General features: G+C 69.5%; 11 protein-coding genes. 6 read left to right on the top strand and 5 right to left on the bottom strand.

The features are described 5' to 3' along the window. The first annotated feature begins 24 nt into the window (after window positions 1–24). A complete protein-coding gene (locus JOF46_RS16705; protein ID WP_209909038.1) occupies window positions 25–4092 on the top strand; it encodes an FtsK/SpoIIIE domain-containing protein in 4068 nt (1355 codons plus the stop codon). Between the two features lie 32 nt (window positions 4093–4124). On the opposite strand, the gene JOF46_RS16710 is transcribed toward JOF46_RS16705, so the two are convergent. Then, a complete protein-coding gene (locus JOF46_RS16710) occupies window positions 4125–4574 on the bottom strand; it encodes a hypothetical protein (RefSeq protein ID WP_209909041.1) in 450 nt (149 codons plus the stop codon). 327 nt (window positions 4575–4901) lie between these two features. On the opposite strand from JOF46_RS16710, the gene JOF46_RS16715 reads away from it, so the two are divergent. Both JOF46_RS16715 and JOF46_RS16720 read left to right on the top strand, forming a co-directional pair. Continuing rightward, window positions 4902–5150, top strand: coding sequence for a WhiB family transcriptional regulator (locus JOF46_RS16715; RefSeq protein WP_007271814.1), 249 nt, complete (start codon window positions 4902–4904; stop codon window positions 5148–5150). A 166-nt stretch (window positions 5151–5316) separates the two neighbouring features. Then, a complete protein-coding gene (locus JOF46_RS16720; protein WP_209909044.1) occupies window positions 5317–7485 on the top strand; it encodes a protein kinase domain-containing protein in 2169 nt (722 codons plus the stop codon). A gap of 138 nt (window positions 7486–7623) precedes the next feature. Here JOF46_RS16720 and JOF46_RS16725 read toward each other — a convergent pair whose 3' ends face one another. Both JOF46_RS16725 and JOF46_RS16730 read right to left on the bottom strand, forming a co-directional pair. Continuing rightward, on the bottom strand, window positions 7624–9021 hold the full coding sequence (locus JOF46_RS16725; RefSeq protein ID WP_209909047.1) for a class II 3-deoxy-7-phosphoheptulonate synthase: 1398 nt from the start codon (window positions 9019–9021) through the stop codon (window positions 7624–7626). Between the two features lie 94 nt (window positions 9022–9115). Further along, window positions 9116–9823 carry a lysophospholipid acyltransferase family protein gene (locus JOF46_RS16730; protein WP_209909050.1) on the bottom strand — a complete coding sequence of 236 codons (708 nt, stop codon included), beginning with the start codon at window positions 9821–9823 and terminating at the stop codon, window positions 9116–9118. Window positions 9824–10049: 226 nt separating this feature from the next. Here JOF46_RS16730 and JOF46_RS16735 point away from each other — a divergent pair, with 226 nt between their 5' ends. From JOF46_RS16735 to JOF46_RS16745, 3 genes are all read left to right on the top strand, one after another. Continuing rightward, window positions 10050–10817, top strand: a complete 768-nt coding sequence (locus tag JOF46_RS16735; protein ID WP_209909053.1) for an alpha/beta hydrolase — start codon at window positions 10050–10052, stop codon at window positions 10815–10817. After that, a complete protein-coding gene (locus JOF46_RS16740; protein WP_209909056.1) occupies window positions 10814–11314 on the top strand; it encodes a hypothetical protein in 501 nt (166 codons plus the stop codon). The genes JOF46_RS16735 and JOF46_RS16740 overlap by 4 nt, the downstream gene beginning before the upstream one ends. A 232-nt stretch (window positions 11315–11546) precedes the next feature. Beyond that, window positions 11547–13361: an AMP-dependent synthetase/ligase gene (locus JOF46_RS16745; protein WP_209909058.1), complete on the top strand. Its 1815-nt coding sequence runs from the start codon at window positions 11547–11549 to the stop codon at window positions 13359–13361. Window positions 13362–13497: 136 nt separating this feature from the next. Here the strand turns inward: JOF46_RS16745 and JOF46_RS16750 are convergent, their stop codons facing one another. Together JOF46_RS16750 and JOF46_RS16755 are read right to left on the bottom strand one after the other, a co-directional pair. Continuing rightward, window positions 13498–14913: a mycothione reductase gene (locus JOF46_RS16750; RefSeq protein ID WP_209909061.1), complete on the bottom strand. Its 1416-nt coding sequence runs from the start codon at window positions 14911–14913 to the stop codon at window positions 13498–13500. Further along, complete coding sequence (locus tag JOF46_RS16755) at window positions 14862–15992, bottom strand: hypothetical protein (protein WP_209909066.1); 1131 nt, start codon at window positions 15990–15992, stop codon at window positions 14862–14864. Before JOF46_RS16755 ends, JOF46_RS16750 begins: the two co-directional genes overlap by 52 nt. Window positions 15993–16063 lie beyond the last annotated feature (71 nt).

Genomic DNA, 16063 nt, shown 5'->3' on the forward strand with positions numbered 1-16063 from the left:
GAAAGGCAGGTGGGAATCAGGCACATGGGAAGGAAACTGTTCATCAGGCTCGTCTCGGCGACCCTGGGCCGGCCGGTGCTGGTGGAACTGGAGGCCGCGGAGCCCCTCGGCGGTCCGGTGCTGGCTTCCGCCCTGGCCAGGCGCTGGCCCCAGCTTCGCTGGCATGCCGGCGGGAGGCCGCTGGAGCAGATCGCGCGGCTGCCCCGCCAGGGGCGGATGCTGCTGTGCGATGTGCCCGCGGCACCCGCGGACCTCGCTCCCCGGAGATGGCAGGGCGCGGACGGCGGGATCGAGCCTGCGGTGCTGGTGGTGTTGCGGGGTCCGGATCCCGGCGGGACGCTTCCGCTGCGCCGTGGCCTGTGGGCACTGGGCCGCGGTGGGGTCGACTTGCCCATCGGGGACCTGCGGCTCTCGCGCCGCCATGCGCTGGTCCGGGTGACCGAGACCTCCATCGTGCTCAGCGACGAGGGATCGGCAAACGGGGTGTGGTTCGCCCAGACCCCGATCCGGGAGCGGCGCCTGTTGATCGGGGACACCTTCAGCGCGGGCGACAGCAGCTTCGGGGTGCTGCCGCCCGGCGGGCTGCCCGCCGTGCCCGCCCGGTGGCCTTTGCCACCGGTGCCGATCGACGCGGAGGAACCGGGCAGCCGGATGGCGATGATGCTGGTTGGGGCGTTGGCACCGCTGGGACTGGGCGTGGGGCTGTTCCTGATGACGCACAGCGTGTTCTTCCTGGCCTTCTCCGCGATTTCCCTGGTGACCGGCGGGTTGCCGGCGTTGCTTGTGCTTCGTGGGAAGGCCGGCTTCCGGCGGGCCTGGGCCCTGTCCACCACCGCCGATGCGAAGCGCCGCGAGGACCTGGCCCCTCCCGTGGGCGCGGTGGCGGCCGGGCTGGCGGCCGGTGCTTCGGTGGATGACGACGGTTTCCCGGCAATGGTGATCGGGCACGGACCGCTGGCCGCGTGGTTGTGCACCGCCTCGGGGGCCGACCCCCCGGTTCCGCGACCCGGCCGCGGGCATCGGGAGGGGGGACGGGGATCGCGGGGGCGTGCGCGCAGGGCCCAACGGCACGGGCCCGGAAACGGCAATGGCGCAGCAGGCGACGCGGACAGCGAAACGGTGGTGGAGCCCGGGGTCCTGTCCGATTCCCCGGTGCCGCTGGCCCTGAAGGAGGGTTCCGCCGTGTGGTTCCAGGGCCCCGAATCGGTGTGGGGACCGGTGCTGCGCGCGGTGCTGGTGCGCTGGCTTCCGTTGCTCGCATCCGGTTCCCTGCGCGTGGTGGTGCAGGGACCCGCCGGCTTCCTTCCCTCCGAATTCGCGATGCTGCCCGGTGTCCAGGTCAGCGGGGCCAACGCGCCGCTTGCCCCCGATCCGAGGCCCACGATCGTGCTGCTCACCGGGCCCGGCACGCTCCGGGCCGCGGTCGGGGAGTCGCCCGGTGCCGCATTCCCCGGTGCGCCCGCCCGCATCCACTGCGGAGGTCCGGCCCCCTCGCCCGGGGCCGAGGTCCACATCGACTGCTCCACCGGCCGGATCCTGCTTCGGGCCGCAGGCAGCGAACTGAACCCCTGGCTGCGGCCCGCCCCGCCGGCAGGCATCCGGAAATTCCGCCGCTCCCCCGGCGGCCGCGCACGTCCCGGGCGGGGCCGGCAGTCCCCGGAGACCGGGGCATCGCCGCACGGCACCCGGGAGCCGTCCCTGCACGTGTTCACCGAAGGCATCGGGTTGCCTGTCCTGGCCCGCGCGGTCTCACGCATGCTGCCCTGGGTCGAGGCAGGCCCGGAGGCCGGTGGGGAAAGCGGCACGGGCACCCCGTTCGGTGCCGTCGTCGGGGACACCGATGCCGGTCCGCTGCGCGTGGACCTGGATGCCGACGGGCCGCACCTCCTGGTCGCCGGAACCACCGGGTCGGGCAAGTCCGAGCTGCTGCGCACCCTGGTGCTGGGCCTGTCTGCGGAATCGGGGCCCGACGCACTGGCCTTCATGCTCGTGGACTTCAAGGGCGGGGCGACGTTGGCGCCGCTGCGCGGATTGCCGCACGTGCAGCTGTTCGTCTCCGACCTGGACGCCGCCGAGGGCGAACGGATCCTTGAACTGCTCGGCAACGAGCTGCACCGCCGCGAGACATTCCTGGCGGCGCATGCGGCCACCGACCACAGGGACTACCTGCGCTCACGCGTCCCGGGCGATCCCCCGCTGCCCCGGCTGGTGGTGCTCATCGACGAATTCCGCGTCTTTGCCACCGAGCTGCCCCAGGCCCTGGAACGGGTCATCCACATCGCCACCGTAGGCCGGTCGCTGGGGATCCACCTGGTGCTCAGCACGCAGCGACCCGCCGGGACCGTCAGCGCGCCGCTACGGGCCAACATCGGCTCCGTCATCGCGTTGCGCACCATCGGCGAAGCCGAGTCCAACGACCTGATCGGCTCCTCGGTGGCGGCCCGGCTGGATCCTTCCGCCCCGGGCCTGGCCTATTTCCGGCGCGGGGGCGGCGCACCGCTGGGGTTCCGGGCCCGCGTGAACGCCCGCCCCAGCATCCCGGCCCGGCTGCGGGCCTTCGGGGCCGACCTGGGCGCAACGCTGTTCTCCGAACAGCTGCCGCATGTCGGATCCGGGCAGGGGCCCGCCGCCACGGGGGTGCCGGATTCCGACGCCTCCCAAGGTTCCGACGCTGAGCTGGCGGCGGTGGTGCGGGGCATCGTGTTCCGGCACCGGGATATCGAGCCCGCGCCGAACCCGTTTTCCGCCTCACTTCCCCAGACCCTGCCCGCGATCGGCCGTGCGGTGCTGCGGCAGGTGCCCGGTGGCGCCGGAGCCATCGGGCTGGTTGATCGCCCGAAGCTGCCCCAAGCGGGACCCTTGGTCTTTGACCCGCGCACCACCGCCCGGCTGATGGTGTGCGGGCTGCCGGCCTCGGGCATCGAGAAGGTCCCCGGCCTGCTGCTGCATGCGGTGAACCGCCAATCCTGGCGCATGCCGACGCTGCTGCTCGACGGCAACGGGACCCACGGCGCGCTGCGCGGACACCCGGCGGTGGGCGGATACTTCGGCCCCGGCGACTCGTGGCGCATCAACGAGTTGCTGCTGCAGCTGGGTGATCCCGGGTGCGTGGAGCCGATGCTGCTGCTGGTGTCCGGGCTCGGCGGCTGGGCCCGGGCCTTGGAGGGAAGCGTGTTCATGGGCCTCGAGGCGCAGCTGGCGGCGTTCGCCCGCACCGCACCCGATCTGGGCCGCGCCCTGGTGCTGTGCGGGGACAGGGATTTGGCCGGTTCGCGGGCAGCATCGCTGTGCGAGACGCGCTGGTATTTCCCGCGCGGCGCCGGACCCGAGGTCCTCATGGGGTGGCCGCAGCTCCGCAAGGTTGCCCCGCAGGTGGGCCGGGGCGTGCTGCTGGGGCCCGATGAACCGGAGCACGGCACCGCGTTCCAAGTGCTCGACGACGCGGCGAGCCTGCCCCTGCCCGGCGGGGAGGTCCCCGGAACGTGGTTGTGTTCCGTGCCGTTGCCCGAATCCCTGGTCTCCGCCCAATTGCAGGCGCTGGATCCGGGGTCGGCCGCGGCTCCGGAACTGGCCATCGGGCTCTGCGGTCCGGACAACCGCACCTTCGTGTGGGCGCCGGGCCCCTGCGGGCTGGTCATCGGGCACGAGGGGTCGGGCAAGTCCACGTTGTTGAGGCACCTGTCCCTGCTGGGCGATGCGGATGCCGGTCACACCGTGCGCCTGGGCCTTGGGGACGAGTTGCCGGTGCAGGCCGAGGAGTTCATGCAGCGCCATCCGAAGGCTGCGCGGGTGCTGGTGGATCGCGCGGACCTGCGCGTGGCCCGGGCTGCGCGGGCCGCGGAGGTGCTGCTGGGCGCCGGGCTCCAGCTGGTGCTCAGCGCCGAACCCGGTTCACGGCTGCTGTTCGAGTTGGGGCTCTCGGCGGTGGTGCGCGATGCGCGTTCGTTCCTCGTGCTTGATCCGCAGTTCGGTGCGGACGCCGATCCCAGCGGCTTCAGGTTGCCTCCGGCCACCGTCAGCGTGCGCGGCCGTGCCATGGTCGCGGACCGGGGAACGATCCGCCAGGTCCAATGCGTGAATCGGGTTCCGTGAACCACCCGGCCCCGCGATGGGGCGCCCGGGAATCAAGGTTGGTTGCCGGCCCCCGGGTCGGCCGTCGGCCGGTCACCCAGGAACGCCGTGGTGCGCGGGTCAAAGAGCAGCACAACGACCACCGCCGCGGGCACCAGCCACAGCCACGCCACCAGTGCGTCTCCGCTCTGGAAGTAGGGGATGGCCAGGATGATCTGGAAGACCTGCCACATCAACGCCGCGGCACGCGTCCAGGCCCGGGCCCGGAAGAAGTGGTGGGCCACCAGCAGCTGCCAGGCACCGGCCGCAATGATCAGCACCAGCATGAAGATCCGTGCCCCCATGCCCAGCATGCCCGTCTGCCCCAGGGACAGGGCATAGGTCAGTGCGTAGGCGAGCACCGCCAGCCCCTCGAGGACCAGAAGCACCGAAATCAGCAGCACCGATATCGGGCGGCGTTGGATCGCGGGGCGGTTGGACTGGGGCACTGGCTGGTTCATCACGCCTCAAATCTAGTACGGCCACCACCTGCGAGGCCAAAGCCAAGGCAGGGCCAGCGTGTGACAAAGACCCCGCAACCGGCCAAAAAACACCCTTGTCACGACGGGACAAACCTGTTAGCGGGAGCCCTGAAACGGGTGCTTGTGACCAAGCACTCAAGGAAGCCAAGGTATTTGCAACACAGGACCCTTGTTTACGTGAACGTAACATGAAAACCTTGTTAGGCAGTCGATCGGGTATGGCAATTTTCCCGTCGCACTGCTTTTGCCCGGCCTTACGGCCCAGGGCGATCCCCTCACTTTTCCTACCCCCAAGGAGCATCAACAAGCATGGATTGGCGTAGCCGCGCGGCCTGTCTGGACAAGGACCCGGAACTATTTTTCCCCGTCGGGAACACCGGACCGGCCCTTCTCCAGATTGAAGAAGCCAAGAGTGTCTGCCGACGGTGCCCCGTGGTGGACACGTGTCTGGCATGGGCCATCGAGTCCGGCCAGGATGCCGGGGTCTGGGGCGGAATGAGCGAAGACGAGCGCCGGGCGCTGAAGCGCCGGGCAGCACGGGCCCGTCGAGCCTCCTAGGTCGATTGGTGCTCCACAGCACACCAAGGTGAGGGGTCGGTTCCACTGGAACCGACCCCTCACCTGCATTTAGGCCCCAATGCCGGCCGCACCGGCCGCGCAAGAACCACGTGCCGCCCGTGTGGCACACTCCCCCAAGTCCCCAACCACTGGTTACGATCGATAAGTGACAGCGCCACACACCGACCCCCGCCTCGGCACGATCCTCGATGAACGCTATCGACTCGATGCCCGCATTGCCGACGGCGGCATGTCCACCGTCTACCGAGCCACGGACCTGCGGCTGCACCGCACGGTTGCCGTGAAGGTCCTGCACGCCCACCTGGCCTCGGACCCCGTCATCCTGGAACGCTTCGAGGCCGAGGCGATCATCGCCGCCGGGCTGACCCACGACAACATCGTGGGCATCCGCGACCACCACGTCTCGGGGTCCACCGCCTACCTGGTGATGGAATTCGTGCGCGGGCTGAACCTGAGCCAGTCGCTGAAATCCCGCGGCCGCTATACCCCGCGCCAGGCGCTGGTGGTGCTGCAGGCGATCTGCACCGGGCTGTCGGTCGCGCACGAGGAAGGCATCGTGCACCGCGACATGAAGCCGGCCAACGTGCTGATTTCCGACGAGGGCCGCATCAAGGTCGCCGACTTCGGGCTGGCCCGGGCCGCCACCGCGCACACCAACGCCACCAATTTCCTCGGCACCGCCGCCTACATCTCCCCCGAGCTGGCCAAGGGCGAACCGGCCGACGAACGCAGCGACATCTACGCCGTGGGCATCATCGCCTACGAGCTGCTCACCGGCCGCCAGCCCTTCACCTCGGACAGCGCGTACGGGTTGGCGTTCAAGCACATCAACGACGACGTCCCGCCGCCCTCGGCACTCGTGCCCGGGCTGTCGGGCGAACTCGACGAGCTCGTCGCGTACTGCACCAACAAGGACCCCGAGGACCGGCCGCAGAACGCCTCGTTCCTGCTCAGCGACCTGCGGCAGATCCACGACTCGCTGTCCCCCGCCCAACTGGACCTGGGTTCGGCGACCCTCGGCGGGCTCAAGGACCTGATCCCCCCGGCGACCTCTGCACACACCTCGGTGCACGAGGCCCTGGCCCAGGCCCAGGAGTACCGCGATTCCGCCGCGGCCGGGCGGGCCGCCAACGGCGCCGACGCGACGATGGCACTGCCGGCCGCCGCCGGGGGCCCCACGTCCGAAGACGCCACCCGTGCGCTGGGCGTTGCCGGGGACCAGACCACCATCCTGGGCGGCGCCGGGCACACCCGGGCCTTCGACGAGACCTGGGACCACGCCCAGGCCGGGCCGTCCCACACCCAGGCTCTGGAGCCCAGGGAGCAGCGTCCGGTGTCCGCCCGGCAGGCAAGGAAGAACGCCAAGGCCGCGGCGATCGCGTGGAAGAAGGATGCGCAGATCCCGACGCACCAGCTGGCACCCCGGACCCCGGCGCGCCGCAAGTGGCTTATCGGGGTCCTGTTGGTGCTGCTGGCCTCGATCGTTGCCGCGGTGTCCCTGTTCTTCGGCATGGGCCCGGGCGCACCCTTCCAGATCCCCGCGCTGAAGGGCGCCTCCGCCAGCCAGGCGGTCGACCAGCTGGCGGCCACCGGGGTCAAGGCAGCCAGCCGCGAGATATTCGACGACAAGCTTGAGCGTGGCCTCGTGGTTGGAAGTGAACCCGCCGCCGGGGAAACCATCCGCCGATTTCAAGGCCTCCAGCTCCTGGTCTCCAAGGGTCCCGAGCTCTTCGCCGTCCCGAACCTGACCGGTCGACCGCAGGCAGCAGCAGAGAAGGACCTGAAGGCCGCGAACCTGGCCGCCGGCAAGGTCACGAAGAAGTATTCCGAGGAAGTCGCCAAGGGCGTGGTGCTCGGCCACGACCCCGAACCCGGGAAGAAGCTGCGGCGCGGCAGCAAGATCGCGCTGACCGTTTCCCGGGGGCCCGCCCCCGTGGATGTCCCCTCGCTGGCCGGGCTCGATGCCAAGCAGGCGGATGCCGCATTGAACCAGGCCGGGCTGAAGGGCAAGTCCTTCGGCAAGGAGTACAGCACCACGGTGCCCTCCGGGCAGGTCATGTCCCAGAAACCGGCCGGCGGGCAAGTCGAGCGCGGCACAACTGTCGAGTACATCGTGTCGCGCGGTCCGAGGATGATCGAGGTACCTAATATGCAAGGCAAGCAACTCCGCGAAGCGCGGGAGACCCTTGAAGGACTCGGATTCAAGGTCACGGACAAAAAAGCATTAGGTGGGTTATTCGGTACAGTTCACACCCAGACTCCGGCGGGCGGAACCGCGCCCGAGGGTTCAATAATTCACCTTCTGGTGATCTAGGACCCCGGGTGAGGTGCATGGCGCGGAACCCGGGCTGCCGGAGTTCTCCGCGATCCACCGAGGAAAACCGATGGCCGGGTTCCATCCCCTGAAACACAGGGGATGGAACCCGGCCATTGCCGTTCTGGCGGGATGCGGCTAGCTGCGGACTCCGCGCTTGGCCAGCGCACCGGAGACCAGGAAGGCCATTTCCAGGGACTGCTTGTGGTTCAGGCGCGGATCGCAGACCGACTCGTAGAGGTCGTCGAACTGCTCCTGGCGGATCGGGTCGGCACCGCCCAGGCACTCGGCCACGTCGTCGCCGGTCATCTCCACGTGCAGGCCACCGGGGTAGGTGCCCAGCGAATCGTGGACCTCGAAGAAGCCGCGGACCTCGTCCATGACGTCGTCGAAGCGGCGGGTCTTGTAGCCGTTCTCCGAGGTGACGGTGTTCCCGTGCATCGGGTCGGTGACCCAGAGGACCTGGGCGCCGGAGGCGGTGACCTTCTCGACCAGGTTCGGCAGCTTCTCACGGATGTTGGCCGCACCCATGCGGGTGATGAAGGTCAGGCGGCCCGGCTCGCGGTTCGGGTCCAGCTTCTCGATGAGCGCCAGCGCGTCCTCGGGGGTGGTGGTCGGGCCGAGCTTGACGCCGATCGGGTTGCGCACCCGGGAGAGGAAGTCCACGTGTGCGCCGTCCAGCTGGCGGGTGCGCTCACCGATCCACAGGAAGTGGCCACTGGTGTCGTAGGGCTGGGAGGTGCGCGAGTCGGTGCGGGTCAGCGCGCGCTCGTAGTCCAGCAGTAGCGCCTCGTGGGAGGCGAAGAACTCGGTGCGCTTCAGCGCCTCGAAGTCCGCGCCGCAGGCGTCCATGAACTTCACCGCGCGGTCGATCTCCCCGGCGAGCTGCTCGTAGGCGGTGTGCGCCGGGTTCGCCATGAAGCCGGCGTTCCAGGAGTGCACCGAGCGCAGGTCCGCGAAGCCGCCCTGGGTGAAGGCGCGGATCAGGTTCAGCGTGGCGGAGGAGGTGTTGTAGGCCTCGACCATGCGGCGCGGGTCGTGCGCGCGGGATTCGGGGGTGAAGTCGTAGCCGTTGACGATGTCGCCGCGGAAGGCCGGCAGCGTGACCCCGTCGCGGGTCTCGTCGTTGGAGGAACGCGGCTTGGCGAACTGGCCCGCCATGCGCCCCATCTTGATGACCGGCATCGAGGCGCCGTAGGTCAGCACGACGGCCATCTGCAAGATGGTCTTCACGCGGGCGGAGATCTTGTCGGCGGTGGCGCCGTCGAAGGTCTCGGCGCAGTCCCCGCCCTGGAGCAGGAAGGCCTTGCCCTGGGCCGCGGCAGCCAGGCGATCGCGCAGGATGTCCACCTCGCCGGCAAAGACCAGCGGCGGGCGGGAACCGAGTTCGCGGACGGACTCGGCATAATGCGGGCTCTCGCTCCACGTCGGCTGCTGGGCGATGGGCAGGGTGCGCCAGATGTCCAGTGCGGGGTCGGCTGCTGGGCCGGCCGGGGATTGTCCGGGCAATGAGGAAGTCGAAGATAGCTGAGTCACCCCTCTAGGGTAAACCGCCCCGGGGCCCGGCGGGCATTTTGCGCGTAACCGTCCGACTCGGAGCGTTCACAGTGCCGCGCACCGGCAACAGCTGCTACTTCTTCTTGCCGTTCCCGCGGCGCTCGGCATCAAGCTTGGCCTTCACCGTGGCCGCGTAGGTGTCCACGTATTCCTGCCCGGACAGGCGCATGATCGCGTACATGATCTCGTCCACCACCGAGCGCTGCACGAAGCGGTCCTCGCTCATCCCGGCGTAGCGGGAGAAGTCCAGCGGCTCGCCGATGATCATGCCCACGCGGCGGATGGTCGGCACCCGCTTGCCGATGGGCTGGACCTTGTCGGTGCCGATCATCGCGATCGGGATCACCGGGACCCCGGCCTCCAGCGCCAGCTTCGCGACTCCCAGCTTGCCGCGGTAGAGCCGGCCGTCGGGGCTGCGGGTGCCCTCGGGGTAGATGCCCAGCAGGGATCCGTCGAGAAGCGCCTGGGCTCCGGCACCCAGCGAGTTCGCGCTGGCGGCCCCGCCGGAGCGGTCCATCGGGATCTGGTTGATCATGCGGAAGAACCAGGCGGTGATCCGGCCCTTGGGTCCCTTGCCGGTGAAGTAGTCCATCTTCGCCAGGAAGATCACCGTGCGGTCCACGGCCACGGGCAGGAAGATCGAATCCGATACCGAGAGGTGGTTGCTGGCCAGGATCGCGCCCCCCTCGGCCGGGATGTTCTCCAGCCCCTTGACCCAGGGGCGGAAAAACACGTTCACCAGCGGCCCGACGATGAACCTCTTCATGAATTGGTAGAACATTTCCGTGGATGCCTTCCGGGCCGAGGTGCGGGGGTTCGGGTGGGTGCTGCGGTGCTCCCCTTCGAGCCCGCGCGCCCAGGGCCAGCGGACCTGGCGGGGAATGCCGGGTTCTCAGTTAGGCTCTAACTGTAGGCAAAACAACGCCATCGGTCACACTCGGCACGACGCACGCACCGGGTCCACCTCCGCGGCGAACCTCCGATTCCCACCCAGGAGCACGCACCAGATGCCAGAGACACCAGGGTCCGCCGGCCCCAATGCACCGTTCCACCACGACGGGACGAACGGCGAGGCGGTGTTGGTGCTGCACGGGTTCACGGCCGGGCCGGCCGGGCTGCTGCCGTGGGCCCGGGCCCTGGCCGGGGCCGGCTACACCGTGGACCTGCCGCTGCTGCCCGGGCACGGCACCAGCTGGCAGGATCTGGCCGGCACGAAGTACACGCAGATCCTCGACGCGGTTCACCAGTGCTACGCGGCGCTGGCCGCCACGCATTCGAGGGTCTTCGTTGCGGGCCTGTCGATGGGAGGTGCGCTGGCGCTGAACCTCGCCTCGACCCATGCGGTGGCAGGGCTTGCCCTGGTGAACCCGGGGCTGACCATCGCCTCCCCGCTGGCCCCCTTCACCGGGGCGTTGCGCTTCGTGGCGCCAAGCGTCGCGGCCATCGCCAACGACATCGCCAAGCCCGGCGGCAACGAGCATGCCTACGACCGCACCCCGGTGGCCGGGGTGCACGAGCTGCGCAAGCTTTTCAAGGACACCGCCGCGCGCCTGGGGTCGGTCACCGCGCCGGTGATCGTGTTCCGCTCGGACACCGACCACGTGGTGCCCGAATCCAGCCTCGAGGTGCTGCGCGCCGGACTCAAGGCGGGTGTCCACCTTGAGGTGAAACGGTTGACGCGCAGCTACCACGTGGCCACGCTTGACTATGAGGCGGAAGAGATTTTCGCCCGCTCCATCGAGTTCTTTCAGGAAGTGGACAGCAGCAGGCCATGACCAACCCGTTTCACGAGCCGGCCGAATCCGGCGATTCCGATGACGCAGTCTGGGAGGATCTGGTCCGCCGGCTGGAGGCGGACCCCGCCACCGCCCCGGACGCCACCGACGTGCCCCCGGGCGACTCCCCCGGGACCGATGACTCCGGGCCCGCGCTGCCCGGGGCGGACACGCCGCGGGGCGTGGACCCGCAGCTGTTCCAAATGCACCCTGCCCTGACCGGGCCGCGGGACTACGAGGGGTCCGAGGACGATGACGATGGCGCGTTCATCCCCGAGGATCCCCCGGCGCTGGGATCGGGCAACCCGCTATTGAACCTTGCCTGGATCTGCGCCGCAGGGGCCCCGATGGCGCTGTTGCTGCTGGCCATCTTCTGGCGCCGGGCGCCGATGCCGCTGTGGATCGGGCTGGTGGTTCTCGCGGTTGCCGCCGCGGTGTTCCTCTTCGCCCGGTTGCCGCGGCACCGCCAGGACGACGACGACGGGGCGCGCGTCTAGCGCCGGCTTCCCCCGGGCCCCGCTTCGGGCCCCGCGTCGGGCCCCGCGACGGTTCCAGCACCGGCACGGGCATCGATGCACCTTGCGGCGGGGTTTGTTGCGAAGCCGGGCAAATGCCCGTAAGTTACTAGTGAGTAAACAATGTGACCCGAACCACTAGGATGGGTGGTGAGGGGATCGATGGGGGTTGGCTGGCTCGCACTGCCCCGCCCCGGAACCGAAGGAGCGCAAAATGCAGGAACTAGTAGTCCCTCCACTGGTGGAGAACACTCCGCAGACCAACATCACCGACCTGCTCCTGCGCCACGCCCGCTCCGCGGCCGACCCGGCGCTGCTGGCCAAGCCCGGCCCGAACGGGACCTGGATCGACATCCCCGCCTCCGAATTCGCGGCCGACGCCGCGGCCCTGGCCAAGGGCTTCATCGCCTCCGGCATCGAGCAGGGGGCCCGCATCGGGCTGATGGCCCGCACCCGCTACGAATGGACGCTGGTCGACTTCGCCATCTGGTTCGCCGGCTGCGTCACGGTCCCGGTCTACGAGACCTCCTCCCCCGGCCAGGTCGCCTGGATCCTGGGCGACTCGCACGCGGTTTCCGTCGTCGTCGAGGCCCCGCACCACGAGAACGTCGTGCGCCAGGCGGCCCACCAGGAAGGGCTCGACGAGCTGAAGCACGTGTGGCAGATCGACGGCAACGGGCTCGACGCGCTGCGCGCCGCGGGCAAGGACGTGGACGACGCGGTGCTCGAGGAACGCCGGAGCTCGGCCGGACTGGACTCGCTGGCCACCATCATCTACACCTCCGGGACCACCGGGCGGCCCAAGGGCTGCGAGCTGACCCACTCGAACTTCGTGGAACTCAGCGACAATGCCGCCGCCGCGCTGCCCGAATGCGTCTACCCCGGCGCCTCGACCATCATGTTCCTGCCGCTGGCCCACGTCTTCGCCCGCTACATCTCGGTGCTCTCCGTGGCCGCCGGCGTACGCGTCGCCCATACGGCCGATGTGAAGAACCTGCTGCCGGACCTGCAGTCGTTCCAGCCGAACTTCATCCTCGCGGTGCCGCGCGTCTTCGAGAAGGTCTACAACTCCTCGATGCTCAAGGCCGAGGACGGGGGCAAGGGCAAGATTTTCCATGCCGGCGCCGACACCGCCATCGCCTTCTCGCGCGCCGAGCAGGACGGCAAGGTCCCGCTGGGACTGAAGCTCAAGCACAAGCTCTTCGATGTGCTGCTCTACTCCAAGATCCGCGCCGCGATGGGCGGGAAGGTCGTGCACGCGGTCTCCGGCGGAGCTCCGCTGGGCGAGCGCCTGGGGCACTTCTTCCACGGCATCGGCCTGACGGTGCTGGAGGGATACGGCCTGACCGAGACCACCGCACCGATCACCGTGAACACCCCCAGCCAGCTGAAGATCGGCACCGTGGGACGCCCGCTGCCGGGCAACGGCGTGAGGATCGCCGAGGACGGGGAGATCCTGGCCAAGGGCTTCTGCGTGATGCGCGGCTACTACAACCGCCCGGACTTGACCGACGAAACCTTCGTCGACGGCTGGTTCCGCACCGGGGACATCGGCGAGCTGGATGCCGACGGCTTCCTGAAGATCACCGGGCGCAAGAAGGAAATCATCGTCACCGCCAGCGGCAAGAACGTGATCCCCGCACAGCTCGAGGACCAGATCCGTGCCGACGCGCTGGTCTCCCAGTGCGTGGTGGTCGGCGATGCCCGCCCGTTCATCGCCGCGCTCATCACCCTGGACGCGGAGGCGCTTCCGGGCTGGCTGGAACGCCACCAGCTGCCCGCCGGCACCACCGTCGCGCAGGCCGCGGAACTGCCGCAGGTCCGAGACGCCATCGCCGCGCTGGTTCAGAAGGCCAACACCGCGGTCTCGCGGGCCGAGGCGATCAAGGAGTTCCGCATCGTGCCCACCGACTTCACCGAGGAATCGGGGCACCTGACCCCGTCGATGAAGATCAAGCGCGCCCAGGTGCTCAAGGACTACGATTCGGTGCTCGAGGAGATCTACTCGGGAGCCAAGCCGCGCGCCTAGCACCTTCGCCGGCAGCAACAAGGCGCCGTGGGGCCGACACCTGGCAGGTGTCGGCCCCACGGCGCCTTCGCGTTCCCCCGGCGCACGGTGACGCACGGATCCGGGAAGCCCGGGTTGCCCGGGCGTGCCACACTCCCTACAGCGGGGCGGATGCCCCCGCCGGGATTTCCAGTCCCAGCAGCGCATTTTCCACGACCTCGCTCAGCGCCGGATGGATCCAGAACTGGCCGCGGGCCATGGTCGCCACGTCCAGCCCGGTGGCCATGGCCTGGATCAGCGGCTGGATCAGCAGCGAGGACTCGTGCCCCATGATGTGCGCGCCCAGCAGCAACCCGGTGTCCCGGTGGGCCAGCAGCTTCACGATGCCCTCGGAATCCTCCATGGCCCAGCCGTAGGCGGTGGACCCGAAGGGCTGGATGACCGAAAGCACCGCATCGGCACCGTGCTCGGCCCGCGCCTGGGCCTCGGTGGCGCCGACATAGGCGATCTGCGGGTTGCTGAACACCGCCGCCGGCACGGCGCGCCGGTCCATGGGACGCATCGCGTCGGGGTTCTCCAGGTTGTGGATCACCACGCGCGCCTCGCGGTTGGCCACGTGCTTGAGCTGCTCGGTGTTGGCTGCGTCGCCGAGGCCGAAAATGCCCTCCACGGGAAGGCCGCCGGCCACCACGCGCTGGTACTCGTCCACCACCAGCGAGCCGTCCTCGCGCATCTCGAACCCGAGCTCCGCGACCCCGAGTGCATCGGTGTTGGGCGTGCGCCCGGTGGCCACCAGCACCACGTCGGTTTCAAGCTCCAGGGGCTGCCCGTCGCGCTGCAGGCGGACCACCAGCGAGTCGTCCCGCTGCTCGATTCCCTGCAACCCCGCGTTGAGCTCGACGCCCCAGCGTGCGGAGGCGGCCTGCGTGAAGGCAGCGGAGATGTCGGCGTCCTGCTGGCGCATCAACGCGCCGGAGCGGTTGACCTGGGTGACCTCGCTGCCCAGCGCGGAGAAGACGGCCGCGAATTCGCTGGCGATGTAGCCGCCGCCGATGATGACCAGGCGCTTGGGCAGCGCGTCGAGGCGCATGATGGTGTCCGAGGTGTGCACCTGCGGCAGGTCGATGCCCTCGACCTGCGGCATCAGCGGCCGCGATCCGGTGGCGATCACGAAGTTGTCGGCGGTGATGCTCTGGCCGCTGGCGGTGTTCAGCTCGTTGCGCGAGACGAACCGGACATGCTCGGTGTAAAGGGTGACGTTTTCCAGTTCGTGGGCGCGGTAGTTCTTGCCGGCCTCGGAGATTGCGTCGATGCGCCCGAAGATCCGCTCCCGCATCGCTGCCCAGTCGGCCCCGTCGAAGCTCATCGACACGCCCAGGGCCTTGGCCTCGGCGACGGATGCGGCCAGCTGCGCCGGGTAGACAAACATCTTGGTGGGGATGCAGCCGACGTTCAGGCAGGTGCCGCCGAAGATGCCGGCATCGATGATCGCCACCTTCCGCCCGTCCCAGTGCTCGGTGATCAGCGAGTTCCCGGATCCCGATCCGATGATGGCGAGGTCGTAGTGTGCCATGTGGTGTTTGGTGCTCCTTCAAGGATGGTGGTCAGTTCGTCGACAAGTTGGCCAACGGCCCGCCGCGTCGCCCGTCTCGGGGCGGGTTTTCCGGTGCCGGGCAGGCCCAGCGCCGCGTCGAAGGGCAGCAGGATCACCGGCCGGTCGAGGTCCGCCGGGAGCAACAGCTCCCCGCCGTCCCCGGCCCCGAGGTTTACAACCACGAGTGTGCATGCGGGTATTCCCGGCCGATCGTTGGCCTCCAGCCAGAGCAGCTTCTCGCCCAGCGTTGCGGTGACGGCCGAGTTCCCGGGGGAAACGAGCACCAGGGCGTCGGTGTCCTCCAGCATTCCGGCGAACGCTGCCCGGAGCAGGCCCGGTCCGGCCGTCCGGATCCGCCAACCGTGCCCCTGGATCCGGCCGGCCAATGCGGCGGCCAGCGTCGTGGCACCGGCATGCTCCTCCAGGGCCAGAAGAGTGATGACCTTGTGGTCCCGGACGGGCACTGCTGCATCCGGCCGGGGCGCGGGAACCGGGTCCAGTGGCTGGCCGGCATCCGTCGTGGCGCCTTGGCCCGGGCTGCTGTCGTCCTCCGGCAGTTCCCCGGTTTCCGCCTCGGCGTCGGATTCGGGTGTGTCCGTGGGCGCGGCCTCGGGAGCGGTAGCGGGAGCCTCGGCGTCATTCCGGTCGCCGGGATCCGCGGGTGCCGTGTACCCCTCGCCCATGGGCTCATCACCGGTTGGCCCGTCGGGCAATGATGCGGCGGGGATTGATTGATCGGGTGTTGGCGAACCGGTCGACGCCGCATCCTCCGTTGTTTCCTCTTCCGTGGCTTCCTGCTCCGTTGCCGGCGGTGCAGGTTCGGCGGCTCCGCTGCAGGTTGACGCGGCGGGCCGGGATGTCAGGTCGTCGCCGGCGGTGCCCGTGGAATCGGCCGGGGCGGCAGCTGTTGGTTTCACGGGGCGCGTGTCCACGCCGGCACCGGCATCGCGTTCGGGTGCTTCCACGGCGGGGGCCGGAACGGCTCCCGCTTCCGGGGAGAAGCTCCCGGTCCGCCGCGCGAGCCATCGTGCAATGAGACCTGTCCGTTTGCTGGCCATGGGGCCCACTCCTTACCAGCGGCTCCCCGGTCTCGGTTTGCCGCCGCACGTTTCCTGCCCCTGGCGCATCC

This window comes from Paeniglutamicibacter psychrophenolicus, from assembly GCF_017876575.1.
Taxonomy (GTDB): domain Bacteria; phylum Actinomycetota; class Actinomycetes; order Actinomycetales; family Micrococcaceae; genus Paeniglutamicibacter; species Paeniglutamicibacter psychrophenolicus.

What these genes read in the sequence shown, in the direction of transcription:
- JOF46_RS16705 (WP_209909038.1), top strand. Translation starts at nt 25, where the DNA reads ATGGGAAGGAAACTGTTCATCAGGCTCGTCTCGGCGACCCTGGGCCGG.
- JOF46_RS16715 (WP_007271814.1), top strand. Translation starts at nt 4,902, where the DNA reads ATGGATTGGCGTAGCCGCGCGGCCTGTCTGGACAAGGACCCGGAACTA.
- JOF46_RS16730 (WP_209909050.1), bottom strand. Translation starts at nt 9,823, where the DNA reads ATGTTCTACCAATTCATGAAGAGGTTCATCGTCGGGCCGCTGGTGAAC.
- JOF46_RS16735 (WP_209909053.1), top strand. Translation starts at nt 10,050, where the DNA reads ATGCCAGAGACACCAGGGTCCGCCGGCCCCAATGCACCGTTCCACCAC.
- JOF46_RS16740 (WP_209909056.1), top strand. Translation starts at nt 10,814, where the DNA reads ATGACCAACCCGTTTCACGAGCCGGCCGAATCCGGCGATTCCGATGAC.
- JOF46_RS16745 (WP_209909058.1), top strand. Translation starts at nt 11,547, where the DNA reads ATGCAGGAACTAGTAGTCCCTCCACTGGTGGAGAACACTCCGCAGACC.
- JOF46_RS16750 (WP_209909061.1), bottom strand. Translation starts at nt 14,913, where the DNA reads ATGGCACACTACGACCTCGCCATCATCGGATCGGGATCCGGGAACTCG.
- JOF46_RS16755 (WP_209909066.1), bottom strand. Translation starts at nt 15,992, where the DNA reads ATGGCCAGCAAACGGACAGGTCTCATTGCACGATGGCTCGCGCGGCGG.